Source organism: Marinobacter caseinilyticus (assembly GCF_011074955.1).
Lineage (GTDB): Bacteria > Pseudomonadota > Gammaproteobacteria > Pseudomonadales > Oleiphilaceae > Marinobacter > Marinobacter caseinilyticus.
Window position 1 is genome coordinate 222986 of sequence record NZ_WUQJ01000023.1, and the last position, 13801, is coordinate 236786.

At 59.2% G+C, this 13801-nt stretch carries 11 protein-coding genes; 1 reads left to right on the forward strand and 10 read right to left on the reverse strand.

Annotated elements, in window-relative coordinates; all coding sequences use genetic code 11:
- Positions 1-121: 121 nt before the first annotated feature.
- The gene (locus GRX64_RS12655) at positions 122-1003 is read left to right on the forward strand and encodes a LysR family transcriptional regulator (protein ID WP_166267738.1); all 882 of its coding nucleotides are present in this window, start codon (positions 122-124) and stop codon (positions 1001-1003) included.
- Positions 1004-1046: 43 nt separating this feature from the next.
- Here GRX64_RS12655 and GRX64_RS12660 read toward each other — a convergent pair whose 3' ends face one another.
- From GRX64_RS12660 to GRX64_RS12705, 10 genes are all read right to left on the reverse strand, one after another.
- Positions 1047-1379 carry an SMR family transporter gene (locus GRX64_RS12660; protein WP_166267740.1) on the reverse strand — a complete coding sequence of 111 codons (333 nt, stop codon included), beginning with the start codon at positions 1377-1379 and terminating at the stop codon, positions 1047-1049.
- A 43-nt stretch (positions 1380-1422) separates the two neighbouring features.
- Positions 1423-1962, reverse strand: a complete 540-nt coding sequence (locus tag GRX64_RS12665; RefSeq protein WP_166267742.1) for a YaeQ family protein — start codon at positions 1960-1962, stop codon at positions 1423-1425.
- Positions 1963-2045: 83 nt separating this feature from the next.
- A complete protein-coding gene (gene rluF, locus GRX64_RS12670) occupies positions 2046-2858 on the reverse strand; it encodes a 23S rRNA pseudouridine(2604) synthase RluF (protein ID WP_166267744.1) in 813 nt (270 codons plus the stop codon).
- A gap of 91 nt (positions 2859-2949) precedes the next feature.
- Positions 2950-4530, reverse strand: a complete 1581-nt coding sequence (locus tag GRX64_RS12675) for an OpgD/OpgG family glucan biosynthesis protein (protein ID WP_166267746.1) — start codon at positions 4528-4530, stop codon at positions 2950-2952.
- Between the two features lie 48 nt (positions 4531-4578).
- Entirely contained in the window at positions 4579-6693 is a 2115-nt protein-coding gene (gene mdoH, locus GRX64_RS12680; RefSeq protein WP_427901659.1) for a glucans biosynthesis glucosyltransferase MdoH, read from the reverse strand.
- Between the two features lie 4 nt (positions 6694-6697).
- Positions 6698-6952 (reverse strand): hypothetical protein, encoded by a 255-nt coding sequence (locus GRX64_RS12685; protein WP_166267750.1) that lies wholly within the window; start codon positions 6950-6952, stop codon positions 6698-6700.
- Positions 6953-7015: 63 nt separating this feature from the next.
- On the reverse strand, positions 7016-8560 hold the full coding sequence (locus GRX64_RS12690) for a glucan biosynthesis protein G (protein ID WP_166267752.1): 1545 nt from the start codon (positions 8558-8560) through the stop codon (positions 7016-7018).
- A gap of 257 nt (positions 8561-8817) precedes the next feature.
- Positions 8818-9108, reverse strand: coding sequence for a YkgJ family cysteine cluster protein (locus tag GRX64_RS12695; protein ID WP_166267754.1), 291 nt, complete (start codon positions 9106-9108; stop codon positions 8818-8820).
- A gap of 94 nt (positions 9109-9202) precedes the next feature.
- Positions 9203-10384: a ShlB/FhaC/HecB family hemolysin secretion/activation protein gene (locus GRX64_RS12700; protein WP_166267756.1), complete on the reverse strand. Its 1182-nt coding sequence runs from the start codon at positions 10382-10384 to the stop codon at positions 9203-9205.
- Positions 10385-10643: 259 nt separating this feature from the next.
- Positions 10644-13793, reverse strand: coding sequence for an efflux RND transporter permease subunit (locus GRX64_RS12705; protein ID WP_166267758.1), 3150 nt, complete (start codon positions 13791-13793; stop codon positions 10644-10646).
- Positions 13794-13801: the final 8 nt, after the last annotated feature.

The following is a 13801-nucleotide window of genomic DNA, read 5'->3' on the forward strand; positions in this document are numbered from 1 at the left end:
AGAAAACACTGTTCGGAATTATAATGCGATGTTAGTGTTAAGCGTGAGACGCTTAGTGACGGGTTTTCCGTCGCAAGCGTTCATACCCGATCCGAACCCACCCGACACGCGGCCCAATGCTATGCGCACATCCCAGGCAGAAATATTTCTGGCGGTAGTAGAACAAGGCTCCGTCGCCGGTGCAGCGCGACAGCTTGGCCGCTCCCGCACCACTGTCAGCACGGCACTGGGTGCGTTTGAAGACGAGCTGGGGGTGCATCTGTTCGAGCGCATCGGGAACCAGTTGCGCCTTACCCCTATCGGGTCGTCGATTCAGGCGGATTGCCGCCGTCTGGCACAGACCGGCCGCCAGATACAGGATCGCTGCAGTCATCACCTCGACGGCGTGGAATCGGCGCTGCGCATCGCGCGGGATGACGCCTTGCCGGAGGTGTTCTGGCGCCAGACCCTGGCGGCATTAAAACAGCGTTTCCCTCTCACCGGCATCTCGGTTTATCTGGCACCGCCCCAGGAACTCCAGGCCCTGGTCAGCCGCCAGGCCGTGGATATCGCCTTTGGCCTGGCCCCGGCGGGTCTCAACGACCCTTCGCTCCAGGTGCAGGAACTCGGGGACATTCGCATGCTGACGGTTGCGGCACCGGAGCATCCGCTGTGCCAGCTACCGCGCGTCAGCCCGGACGACCTGATGCTCTATACCGAAGTCACCACCGCCTTTTTGCAGAACAACCTGCTGGTTCCGCAAATGTCTGACTCACCCAGCTATCTGGCGCTGACCCAGTTTGAATTGATTCGCGACACGGTGATTGAAGGCGCGGGCTGGGCGAATTTACCACTGCCGCTGGTCGCTGCCGCACTCAAAGCGGAGCAGCTTAAGGTGTTCAAGCACCCGAAAGCCCAGACGTGGCAAAGCTACGGCACTTTCACGGCGCCGGGTGCGCTGAGTGGCCAAATCATGACCTGGCTTGAAAATCAGTTGGTGGAGTATCTGACAAGTTTTAACTGACACCCGGCCGCCGGGTTAACCGCCGCCAACGGCACCGCCTGGGTCAGTGCGGCACACTGGAAGAGAACACGTTGAGCACCACAACGCCGCTGACAATCATTGCGATCCCCACAATCGCAGGCCCATCAAGGGCCTGACCCAGAATCGCCCAGCCGATCAGGGTGATCAGCGCCACCCCGGCACCGGCCCAGATCGCATACGCTATGCCGACGGGTATCACTTTCAGGGTCAAGGCCAGAAAGTAAAACGCCAGCATGTAGCTCAGCACCACCGCGATGGAAGGCCACAACCGACTGAAACCGTCGGAGGCTTTCAGGAAACTGGTACCGAACACTTCCGCCGCGATCGCAATCGCCAACAACACCCAATGAGACATACCCAACCGCCTTATTCAGAAACTCACGTCAGCACCTTCGCATTCAGCGCTCACCCTGCATCCATTCCAGAGGGAGCTCATGCTGCACCTCGGCGTCGCTGACATAAAGCACGCCATCGGAAATCATCAGACCCCAGTTAATGCTGCGCGGAAGGTCTTTCGCCAGCACGGAAAGCGGCTCTTGCGGCAAGACGGCGATGGTGACATTTTTCAGGGTCGCCACCGAGGACAGAATTTTGGGTGCCCAGACCCGGGTGCTGCCGTACGCCAGCAACGACACTTTTTCGGCCCGACGCGAACACCAGATCAGACGCTCGGCGTCGGGCTGACCCACTTCTATCCAGTGCTCGATTCGGCCATCCAGGCTCTTTTGCCACAGCGCGGGCTCGTCCACATCCGACAAGCCACGGCCGAACGTCACCCGCTCCTGATACCACAGGCCGTAGGCCAATACCCGGGCGACCATGCGTTCTTCGGTTTCAGAGGGATGGCGCGCCACCGTCATACGGATCGACTCGTACACCCCGCGATCCACATCCGAGAGATCGAGGTTTATTTTGTAAGGCGTTGCCTGCAGAGCCATGGAAGTCATCGTCCTGATTGGTAGAGGTCGGCAGTGTATCGTTTTACCGCTGGGCTGACGATTCGGTATTTATCGCAACGGCGTCACGATGCCCTGCGTTTACGAGGCGAACGCGGGCTGCGCCGGCCAACCGCCGGCTGTGGTTTCCGCCCCTGGGTGCTGGCTTCCTCGGTTTTGCTGGAACTTGCAACCATGGCGTCGATGACGGCCATTTCCTGACTACTGAGTTCTCGCCACTGGCCGGTCTTGAGGCCGTCCAGTGAGATGTTCATAACCCGCACCCGCTTGAGCTTCACCACGTTGTAGCCCAGGTATTCCGTCATCCGGCGAATCTGGCGGTTGAGGCCCTGGGTCAGAACGATACTGAACGATTTTGCCGACGTGCGTTGCACTGTGCACGGCTGGGTCACCGTATCCAGAATCGGCACGCCGCTCGACATGTGCTGTAAAAACGCGTCGTCGAATGGCTGGTCGACAGTGACCCGGTATTCTTTTTCGTGGGCGTTGCCGGCGCGTAGGATCTTATTAACAATGTCGCCGTCGTTGGTCAGCAAAATCAGGCCTTCCGACGGTTTATCCAAGCGACCGATGGGGAAGATGCGGCCGCCCCGGTATTTCACCGCTTCCACGATATTGCCGTGAATTTTCGGGTCCGTGGTGCAGGTAATGCCCACCGGTTTGTTGTAAGCCAGGTACACCGCCTTGGGCTTTGCCCGCAGCGATTTACCCCGTACCTTGACCTCGTCGCCCGGCCCCACCTTCAGGCCCATCACCGCAACGGCCCCGTTTACCTGTACGAGTCCACCCTCGATCAGCCGGTCCGCTTCACGCCGGGAACACATTCCGGTTTCGCTAATGAATTTGTTCAGCCGTGTGGTATTGGTTTCTGTAGTCATAACACCTAACGCACCCTATTTGGAGGCGTATAGTTGATCAGACCTGAGCGCAATTGGGAACCCGGTACGGGTCCGAGTCGGCCTCGCCCGGCTAAACAGCACGTTCGGCTAAGGGCGGCGGCGTGTACTGGTAGACCCAGGTTTCCGTCAGAGGCTGTGAACCCAGCGCGAGGTAGACTCGCATGTCGATGGGCTCATCGCTGTCGTCGGGCACCAGGTCAAACATTGCCCGGCAACCCTGAATAGCCGACAACGGCCGCGCCGAGGTGATTTCGACCGTGCCCCGGCTCACGGTGATGACCGGCACCACCTTGGCATCGGGGCCCAGCATCGCCAGCACGCCACCGGCAAAGTCGATCACAAACCGCCACGAGAAATACGTACGCTCTTTGCCCACGACCCCGCCAAGGCCGGTTCGCGTGGCTTGGGTGGTGGCCAGCTCATAGGGTGAGTCTGTCAACACTTCGCCCCAGGTCAGTCGATAGGACAGCAAGTGTTCCTGCCCAGGCACCAGTGGCTGGTCGGGACGCCAGAACGCCACGATATTATCGAAGGTTTCGTCCCGGGTCGGAATTTCAACCAGCATGACCGCCCCCTTACCCCAATTCTCTCCCGGCTCGACCCAAACACTGGGACGACGATTGTAAAACACGCCATCGTCCTGATAATTGGCAAAGTTCCGGTCCCGCTGCACCAGACCAAAGCCTTTTGGATGGTTGTCGAGGAAAGTGTTAACGCGAACCGTCTGCGGGTTTTGCAACGGTCGCCAGATCCGCTCACCAGTGCCACTCCAGATCGCCAGCCCGTCGGAGTCGTGAATTTCCGGACGCCAGTCATGGTCCATCCGCCGATCGTTTTCGCCCACCTGGTACATACTGGTCAACGGGGCAATGCCCAGGCGTGCAATCGGTTTGCGGGGATACAGTGCGGCGCTCACCGCCATCACCATATTGCGGCCGGGGAAGAGGTCGAACACATAGGCGCCGGTGATGCTGGCGGAATCCAGCAGGGCGTATACGGTGAGATGCCCTGCATCCCGGCTCGGTTTCTCCAGCCAGAACCCCGTGAAATTGGGAAACTCCTCACCCTCGGCCATCGCAGTATCAATGGCCAGCCCCCGGGCCGACAGGCCGTACTGCATCGATTCACCCACAGCCCGAAAATAGCTGGCACCGAGAAACGCGGCCAGATCGCGCTTAAAGTCGGTGTGAAAGCTCAGCCGGAACCCTGCATAACCGAGATCATCCGGCAGCGTGCCGAGCGGCTCATCACCGTGATAGCGAAAATAGTCCGGGTCGTAAGCCAACTCCCGGGCCAGGCCATCCTCTACCTCATAAATCCGGACCGGGGTCTGGAAGTACAGCCCGAGATGAAACAGCTGCGCCTGAAACGCCCGGTCCTGCCCCCGCCAGAGCGACGCTTCCGGCCGAAACGTAATGGCCTGATATTCGTCCCAGGAAAGCGTCTTGAGCCGTGGAGGCAAATCACCCTGAAGGGACTGAAACGGCCGGGTCGCCAGGTCCCGGGCGACGCCCTTCAACCAGGCGTAATCAAAGGCCTGGGCATCACCCAGCAGGCGTCCCTGTGCCTCTCCAACACGCCATAGTGCGGGCGCAACCACCCCGTAAGCACCCATTAGGGCAGCCAATTTCAGTAACGATCGTCGATCCATGGTGGGTTCACCTATTCGTCTCCCGACTTGACGTGCCTCGGGGGGATATTAGTTTTCTGCGGCGGCCAGAAACGCTAACCGCCGGCCCCAAAAACTGTCCGGTTCTGACCGCCAGGCTTCCTTATGAAGCCAGGCCAGCGACGCTTTGTCCTGACACAGATGGCTCAATTCATTGCGGGTCAAAGCTGCCGGCCCTTCGCGCAGACACAGATGGGTCAAGCGCTCCAGCGACTCGCGACGGGCATTGCTGCTGTGCCATCGTGCCAGGCTCTGGTGCATTCGGTTCAGGCGCGGCAGCAGTATGGCCTCCTCGAACCGTGACAGGCCGTCCAGGTGGGGCAGCAACTGACTCTCATCGGCGACGTCCAGCAGCAGCGCGGGAGGCTGTATTTCTTCCGGAATCAACAGCAGGCGATGGGCTGCCAGCGCTTGACCAACGCTGACACGGCTGAGCAACACCGAGGTGGGGGCCGCCAGAATCAGGGGTATGGCAACCGGTAGCGACCAAAAGAAAAACAGCGGGTCCAGCCACAAGGCAAAACCGGACCAGGCCAGACCGACCAAAGTGCCGGGTAACTGGTTCAGAATTGCCTGCTTCCAGGTGGTCTCTTCGGTCCGGTTCTGCCCACCCCAATGCAGGGACACATTGAATATGGCGCCCAACACATAGCGGCTGTGCGCCAGCATCCGTACCGGCGCCAGCAAAACCGAAATCACGATTTCCACCAACACGCTCAGCAACAGCCGTATAAAACCGCCGAACGGTCTGGTCTGACGCGTCAGAAGCAGGCTTAAAATCGCCAGGAACTTGGGCACGAACAGCAGCGCCAGTGTGCTCAGTGCCAGACCAATCGCCCATTCGGGCCGCCACTCCGGCCACAGCGGGAACAGCGCCTGATGCCCCTCGGGAAAGTAATCGATGGGCGCCAGCACCATTTGCGCAGCGGCCACCGTGGTGAGGGCCAAAAACGCCAGCCATAGCGGAGACGCCAGATAAGCCATAATCCCATTGAGGAAGGCCATTCGGTGGGCCAGCCGGAGCTTGCGGCCAAACAGCATGATCCAGAGATGCTGCAGATTGCCTTTGGACCAGCGTTCATCCCGCGTCAGCTCATCGGCCAGCGTTGGCGGCGACTCTTCATAGCTCTCTCCCAGACCAGGCTCCAGCCACACTTCATACCCGGCACGGCCCATGTACGCCGCCTCGACAAAGTCATGGCTCATGATCGGCCCCCGGAATAAACCGATGCCCGGTAGTTTGCGAAGACCACAGTGGCGCATAAAGGCATCCACCCGAATGATCGCGTTGTGGCCCCAGAATGCGGCATCGCCCATCTGCACCGCTGCCAGCCCGGTCGCAAACAAAGGGGAATAGACCCGATTGGCAAATTGTTGCAACCGGGCAAACAGGGACTGGCCGTTGATCACATTGGGGCAGGTTTGCAGAATGCCGGTGCGGGGTTCCAGCTCCATCAACTGCACCATCCTGACCAGTGTGCGCCCGCTGAGCAGACTGTCGGCGTCCAACACAATCATATAATCACTGCGACGGCCCCAACGCCGCAGGAAGTCGGCGACATTGCCGCTCTTGTAATTCAGGTTGACGGTACGCCGGCGGTAAAACAGCCGGCCGTCGGCGCCCAACTCGTCACACAACCGCTGCCAGGCCGCCTGTTCCTCCAGCCAGACATTCGGGTCGCGGCTGTCGGACAGAATGTAGAACTCAAAATGGTGGAGTTGCCCAGTGCGCTCGATGTCCCGATACACCGCCCGGAGTCCACGCAAAGTGCGCTGAACCGGTTCGTGGTAGATCGGCATCACCACCGCTGTTTTGGCCAGTGGTGTGGCGGCAATCTCTCTGGCGCTATGACGTTTGAGCAGCGAGTGCCGGTCGCCCCCGAACAGTTGCAGCACAAAGCCCAGCATCGCGGTCCAGAAGCCCACGGCAATCCAGGCGTACAACAACGCGAATAACACCACCAACCCGATTTCAACCCAGGTGCCACCGTGGTAAGGCAACACCCACATCAGGTAATTGCTCGCAACGGTGGTTTGGCCAAACACGCACAGCGCGAGCAAGCTACGACGAATAAACGCCAACCCGCGCCACCGTATTGGCGCAGGCGAGGCCTTCTCCGTGGGCTGCTTGGCCAACTCCTGCATCAGCTCAGACATAACGTCGATACCCGATGCTGCCGCGTTTCAGTTCCGGTCGCTGGCGCGGTACGTGGGGTTCCGGCAGTTCAAAAAATTCAGGCACCCGGTCAATCACCCGCGCCATCGCGCCTTCACTGCCGTCGGCCAGCGCGGCATCAACCACTTTCAGCGCTCGGCGGCAGGCATAATTGCTGGGCTCGATGCCATAACCACGCAGGTAAGCAATCACTCGGTCGAGGGTTTGCTGACACATTGATCTGGCCATTGTGCCGCTCCTTGCTTGGCCGTTCAGCCTGTCGTCTGGTGACTTCGGTAACCAGACGACAGGCTAGTTCATCGCCCCCCGGACGCCCGCTTGCGGGGGTAATTCGTACGTCCAGGTTTCCGTCAGAGGCTGCCCGTCGAGACTGAGAAAAGCACGCAGCGACAGGATGGCATCCGCGGCGGGGCGCACCAGCATGGACAGTCGCCAGTATTTCTCAGGCGCGATGTATTCGACAAAATGCTCCAGCACCTCGACCCGTTCGCCACCGGTCACCGAACTGACCACCGAGGCCCCGGGTCCCAGGCCCGCCAGTTTGCCGCCGGCAAAATCAACGATCACCCGGTATGCGCCCTCTACGGCACCGCCCCCAACCCGGTTGCCGTCGCCCACAAAGGTTTGCTGGGCGGCCGCCGACGGCTGTCCCGGCAGGGTGGCGCTGCCAAAGCGCAGGGTATACTCCCGGCTGAGTTGCTGGCCCGCCAGGGTCGGCTCGGCCGGATGCCAGAAGGCGACGATGTTGTCATGGGTTTCGGACCGGGTCGGAATTTCAACCAGCACAATCTGGCCCTTACCCCAGACGCCTTTGGGCTCTACCCAGGCGCTGGGTCTTGCATCATAGCGCGCCTCAGCGTCTTCAAACTGGGAAAACTCCGAGTTCCGCTGAAGCAGACCGAACCCGCGCAGATTTTCAACTTCGAGGAAGCTCATGCGCAATTTACGAGGGTTAATCAGTGGCCGCCATAACCACTCGCCAGAACGACCGTCGTGAATTAGCAAACCGTCTGAATCGTGCACCTGGGGTCGCCACTCACCGACGGGCCGGGGGGTGTTCTCACCGTAGTAAAACATACTGGTCAGTGGCGCAAAGCCCAGCAACTGAATGTCCTCACGTAAAAACACCTGTGCAGTGACTTCGACCCGCGTTGACTCGCCGGGGTGAATCTGGAAGCGATAGGCACCTGTCACGCTGGGCCCGTCCAGCAAGCCATAGACGGTCATGACATCCGCCCCGGCAGCGGGCCGCTCTATCCAATACTCGACAAACATCGGGTACTCTTCGCCCGAGGGCAGGCCCGTATCAACCGCAATGCCCCGGGCCGACAGGCCAAAGTGATTGTCACGGCCAACGCCGCGAAAGTAACTGGCTCCGGCAAACACCAAAAACTGATTTTGGGTAGTGTCGTCGTGCATGGGGTAGGTCAGTTTGAAGCCCGCGTAACCGGTGTCGGCAGGAATGCGTTTGGCCAGCGACTCGTTGGGGTAGTCGAAGTTACTTTTATCGAACGCAATGGTGTGCACACCGTCCGAATCGACCTCGTGCAGTGTCACGGGCTGGCTGTAATAGGTGCCGGGGGACATCATCATGACCTGGAATTTCGATTTCGAGCCACGCCACAGACTCGCCTCAGGCTTAAATCGAATTTCCTGATACTGACGGTACTCAAGATCACGCAGAAACTGCGGCACTTGCGCCAATGCCTGGTAAGGCTGCTTCGCCAAAGCCCGGGCCTGGTCGATTACGACGTCAAATGTAAATGTCGCTGCATCAACACACGGAATAGCGAAAACCAGCCACACCGCCGCCAACAGACCACGCACAAAAACCATGGACACTCCATCTCCATCGTCTCAGAATCTGAACGCACAACTGCTGGCCATTCGATTGGACACGCGACAGATTCCATCAAATTCCATGTAACACCGCTGGTTAGCGTGACATCAAGTGACAACTTGGTAAGCTGTCCGTCCACACTGCGCAAACCCTTAATACAGCTTAGCTCATTCCGCTCAACACGGGATTAATTCTTGTGCGGGGTTACAGCCGGTTCCATGGCGAGGAGGCTCACACGGGGTCGTGTTAACGGTTACAGGTGATCGGCGCGTTCAACCTGACACTCATAGGACCCCATCTCAAACTCCCGGCATACCCAGGGCCGAACTTCGTAAATGCGGCACATCATTGTGGATCGATCCAGTGCGGCACACCAGCCATCGTTCAGCCGGGCCATCGTCTGCCCCCCCCATTCATCCGTCTCAATGAACTTCTCCGGCACACCCGTATCGGTGATTAACAGGACCTCGAGACGACAACAGCACGCCTCGCAACTGGAACAGGTAATCTCCGGGTCTGGCACGTTTGTAGCGGGAATAATCACGGTGGGGTCAGGGGATCCTTGTGGCCGGCTCGACACGAGTCATCGACTCGCCAGCATACTCTGGTATCGCGGCCAATGGGAGTAATGGGGCGGGTTATTCGAGGCTGAGGGACAAGGTCAGAGAGACATCAGGCACGTCCGGCTTGGACATGACCCGCAGTGATTCACCCAGCATTTTGCCCACTCGCAGACCTGCGGTCATGCCCGCCGATTTGACCTGCAGAGCCACTTCGGCGGCACTGGCACTGCCGTGATGGTCGACCTGATGGGTCGTATGTGCAATCCAGCCTTTGAGCACAGACAGCCTGAGGCTGGAATGCATATTCGACAGCATCATCAGTGGCAGCCACGGACTGCTGGCATCCAGACGCAGCCAGCCCCCGCGACTGCTGGAGGCACCCTGACCGGCAAAGCCGCTGATCAGGGAGGAGCCGGCCACCAATAATTTTTCGGAGCCAGGCAGTGCATCCGGGCTGTATTGATATTGGCCGTTCAGATCCCATGTCCAGCGCCACAGGGGTTTGCTAAGCGACCCCAGCACTGTGTATTTCCGGTATTCAGCCGTATCATTAGCGGCCGACGCCGTTTCCCGATAGTGCTCAAAGCCGTTTTCCACCGACACGCTGGTAAAAGCAGCGGTATTCAATAGCCCCAGGTCGTAGTTCATCCGGCCTTCAATCCATACGGCGGAAAACTGTCGGCTGGAATCGCGCTGCTCCGCGCCCTCTTCAAACCGGCTGCTTTCTTCGGTGGCCGCGCCCAGCAGGGCATCAAGGTTCATCATCCGGTTACCGAACAGGTTGCGTCGGGCACTCATATCAATGGCGTGGCGCTCACCACTGACCTGAAATTTATAACCACTGCCAATGACGGAGTCTTCATACTCGGACAGGTCGCCGTTAATCGCAATGACACCAAAGCGCGAGGGAAACGAGTAGTCAAAATTAAAGCCCCGGGCATGGGCATCGGCGCGTCCGGCCAACGAGCGATTGTAGTTGAGCTGCAGCGCATCGTTGAGGCCGGTCAGATCGTTGGCGGCCAGGTCAAGCCGGCCGCGATAATCGCCATTGGCCTGTTGGCTGTCACCGCGAAAGGACAGCCGTTCGCCCAACCAGCTTGGGTTCGGCGCATGAATATGGAGTGACGGATCAGGTGGTGAGGCTTCGGCGTCTTTGTCAGGCGCCGGGGCATTGGTGCCGGGGTCAGGCGCCAGGTTGTGGATGGACAGGTCGAGTTCGCCCGTGGCATTCGCCCGAGCCAGCACCTGCACGCTCATGCCAAGTAGACACCCCAGTAAGACTAATTCCGGCAATCGCTTCACTACGCCGCACCCTTTACACTAACTTGACGTTTACACGTTTTGCAATGTATCGGATGGCAGTGGCCAATAGCCAGTACTATCGGTTCAAATTTTCAAACGCTTACAATTTTAATTTTCCCGATAAAACAGTGAGCTCCAAATGATACTGAATGTAAATTCATGATTTTAAAAGGGTGGTTTTCTGTGAACATTTGCGCACGACACGGCCCTAGGGTCACACCGGTCCGGGTGCCTGGTCAGGCGTCAATACCGGGGCCGCATCGGCCGGCTGTGCGGGTGTATGGCGTCGGGCAATGAGCATGTACAGCGATGGCACCACAAACAAGGTGAATAAAGTGCCCACCGTCATCCCTCCGACCAACACCAAACCGATAGAGTTTCGCGCCGCCGCCCCGGGGCCGTCGACCAGCGTCAACGGGAAATGGCCGGCGATCGTGGCAACGGAGGTCATCAGCACTGGTCGCAGGCGCGTCATGGCAGCCTCCCTGATCGCCTCCAGTTTGTCCTTACCGTGCTCCTGAAGCTTATTGGCAAACTCGACGATCAGAATTCCGTTCTTGGCAATCAGGCCCACCAGCGTCACCAGCCCAACCTGGGCATAAATGTTCATGGTGGTGGTCCAGCCATCGGTCCAGTAAGCCATATCGGCGTTTGGCATTTTCAAACCCGTGAAGATCAACGCTCCGAACATGGCTAACGGCACAGACCCCAACAATATCACCAGCGGGTCCCTGAAAGAGTTGAACTGCACGGCCAACACCAGAAATATCATCAACACGGCCAGCCCCAGAGCCGGTAGAAACTTTCCGCCTTCGGTACGCAATTGCCGGGACTCACCGGTGTAGTTGATGGTATAGCCTGCGGGCAGGATCGACTCGGCGGCGCTCTCCATAGCCCTCAGGCCGGCATCGATTTGCGCGCTCATGCCGGATAGTTTGATGGCGTTCAGCTGCTGAAAACGGTTCAGCGAGCGAGGCACGGTACTGTCCTGCAGGGTCGCAATCGCACTGAGCGGAATCAGCTGGTTGTCAGGCCCGCTGATATAGATGTCCTTAAGCTGATCCGGATTCAGGCGTTCGACACGGGCCACCTGGGGAATGACCTTGTACGCCCGGCCATTAATGTTGAAACGGTTGACGTAGTTGCCACCCAACGCGGCGCCGAGATCGGCGCCAACCTGGGCGTTGCTGAGACCGAGCGCGGCCAGTTTCTGATGATCGATCACGATCTGCGATTGCGGCTGGTCATACTTCAGGTCAATTTCCGGCGGGAAGTAAAAAAGACCGCTCTCCATGACGCGGGCCTGAAGCTGCCGGGCATACTCCAGCATCACCTCCGGCTCGGCCGTTGAGGCGATCACAAACTCAATGGGAAAGTTGCTACCGCCAGGCAGCGCTGGCGGCTGCGCGACGAAGATCTGCAAACCCGGGATGGCCGCCAGTTGGGCCTGCATGTCCGGCACGATTTCGCGGATGGTGCGACTGCGCTGGTTCCAGGGTTTGACCACCATGCCACTGAAGCCACCCACCCCCAGGGCGGCCGCGAAGGGATCCGAAGGCGACAGCAGAATCTGGAAAGTCAGCGCCCGCTCAGGGGCATTGAGAAAGACCTCCTCCGCGGCACGGCCGAAGTGAATCTTCTGATCCGCCGAGGCATTGGCGGCGTTGTTGATGATGCCAAACATGAAACCCTGGTCTTCCAGCGGGGCCAGTTCCTTGGGCGAAAACAGGTACATGGGCACCACCATTACGGTTAACACCGCCCACACCATGTAGACCGCGGGGCGAGCCTTGAGCGTACCCGCCAGCAGTCGGCCATAGGTATTCCGCAGGCGATCAAACCGATGATTGATCCAGCCGGTCAGGCCATGCTCTTCCTGATCGGCGCTGCGCAGCAGGGTGGCACTCATCATCGGCGACAAGGTCAGCGCCACAATTCCGGAGATGGTCACCGCCCCTGCCAGGGTCAGTGCAAACTCCCGGAACAAGGCCCCGGTTAGCCCGCCCTGCAAACCAATCGGCGTGTAGACGGCCGCCAGTGTCAGGGTCATGGCAATGACCGGACCCACCAACTCCCGCGCGCCAATACGAGCGGCTTCGAACGGCGTCCGGCCTTCCCGCAGGTGGCGTTCGACGTTTTCCACCACCACAATGGCATCGTCCACCACCAACCCGACCGAAAGCACGATAGCCAGCAATGTCAGCAGGTTCAGAGTGAAACCGAACGCCTGCATCAGAAAAATGGCGCCAATCAGTGACACCGGAATCGCCACCACCGGCACCAGGACCGACCGCACGGACCCCAGAAACAGGAAAATCACCACCACGACAATGAGCAAGGTGTCGATCAGCGTCCCGACCACTTCCTCGATGGCATTGCTGATGTATTCCGATGCGTCGTAGCCGATACTGGCGTCGAGCCCGTAGGGTAGGTCTTTCCTGATGCCTTCCAGGTCCTTACGCACCCGCTCGACGACCTCGATGGTATTGGCGCTGGGCAGCGGGAAAATGCCCATGAAAACCGCCGTCTGTCCGTTGAAACTGACCTCGGTGTCATAGTCTTCTGCGCCCAGCTCCACCTCCGCGACATCCTGCAGGTGCACGATGGTATCGTTCTGATGGCGAATCACCAGCTGCTTGAACTCGTCCACAGTGTGCAGATCGGTATTGGCGGTCAGATAAACCTGCTCGTAGGAACCCTTGGTCGTGCCAACCGCAGTGAGAAAATTATTGGCCGCCAGCGCCTCCCGAACCTCGGCGGGGCTAATGTGCAACGCGGCCATTTTATTGGGATCGAGCCAGATTCGCATCGCAAAAGTTCGGGCCCCGAATATGTCTGCCCGCTGCACGCCCTCCAACGCGGACAACCGGGGCTGAACCATGCGCACCAGGTAGTCGGTAATGTCACTCTGGGACAATTGATCGGAAGAAAAACTCAGGTAGGCGGCTGCGAATTCGGAATCCGCCGACTGCACCGTGATCGACGGCACTTCAGCTTCCGCCGGCAGCTCATTGCGCACCTCGTTGACCTTGGCGGTGATGTCCGCCAGGGCGGTGGTCGGATCGTAATTGAGTTCAAGCCGCGCGGTCACCAGTGAGAGCCCCAGCAGGCTCTTGGATTCGATGTAATCGACCCCGTCCGCCGAGGCAATGGCACGCTCGATCGCGGTGGTGACAAACCCGCGCACCACCTCCGCACTAGCGCCAATGTATTGTGTAGCGACCACCACCGAGGCGTTTTCACTTTGCGGATACTGCCGCACACTCAGGCTGTTCCATGCCTGCAGGCCGGCAATTACAATCACCAGGTTGACCACCAGAGCCAACACCGGGCGACGCACGAAGAGGTCAGTAAAGGTGGTCATTGGCAGCG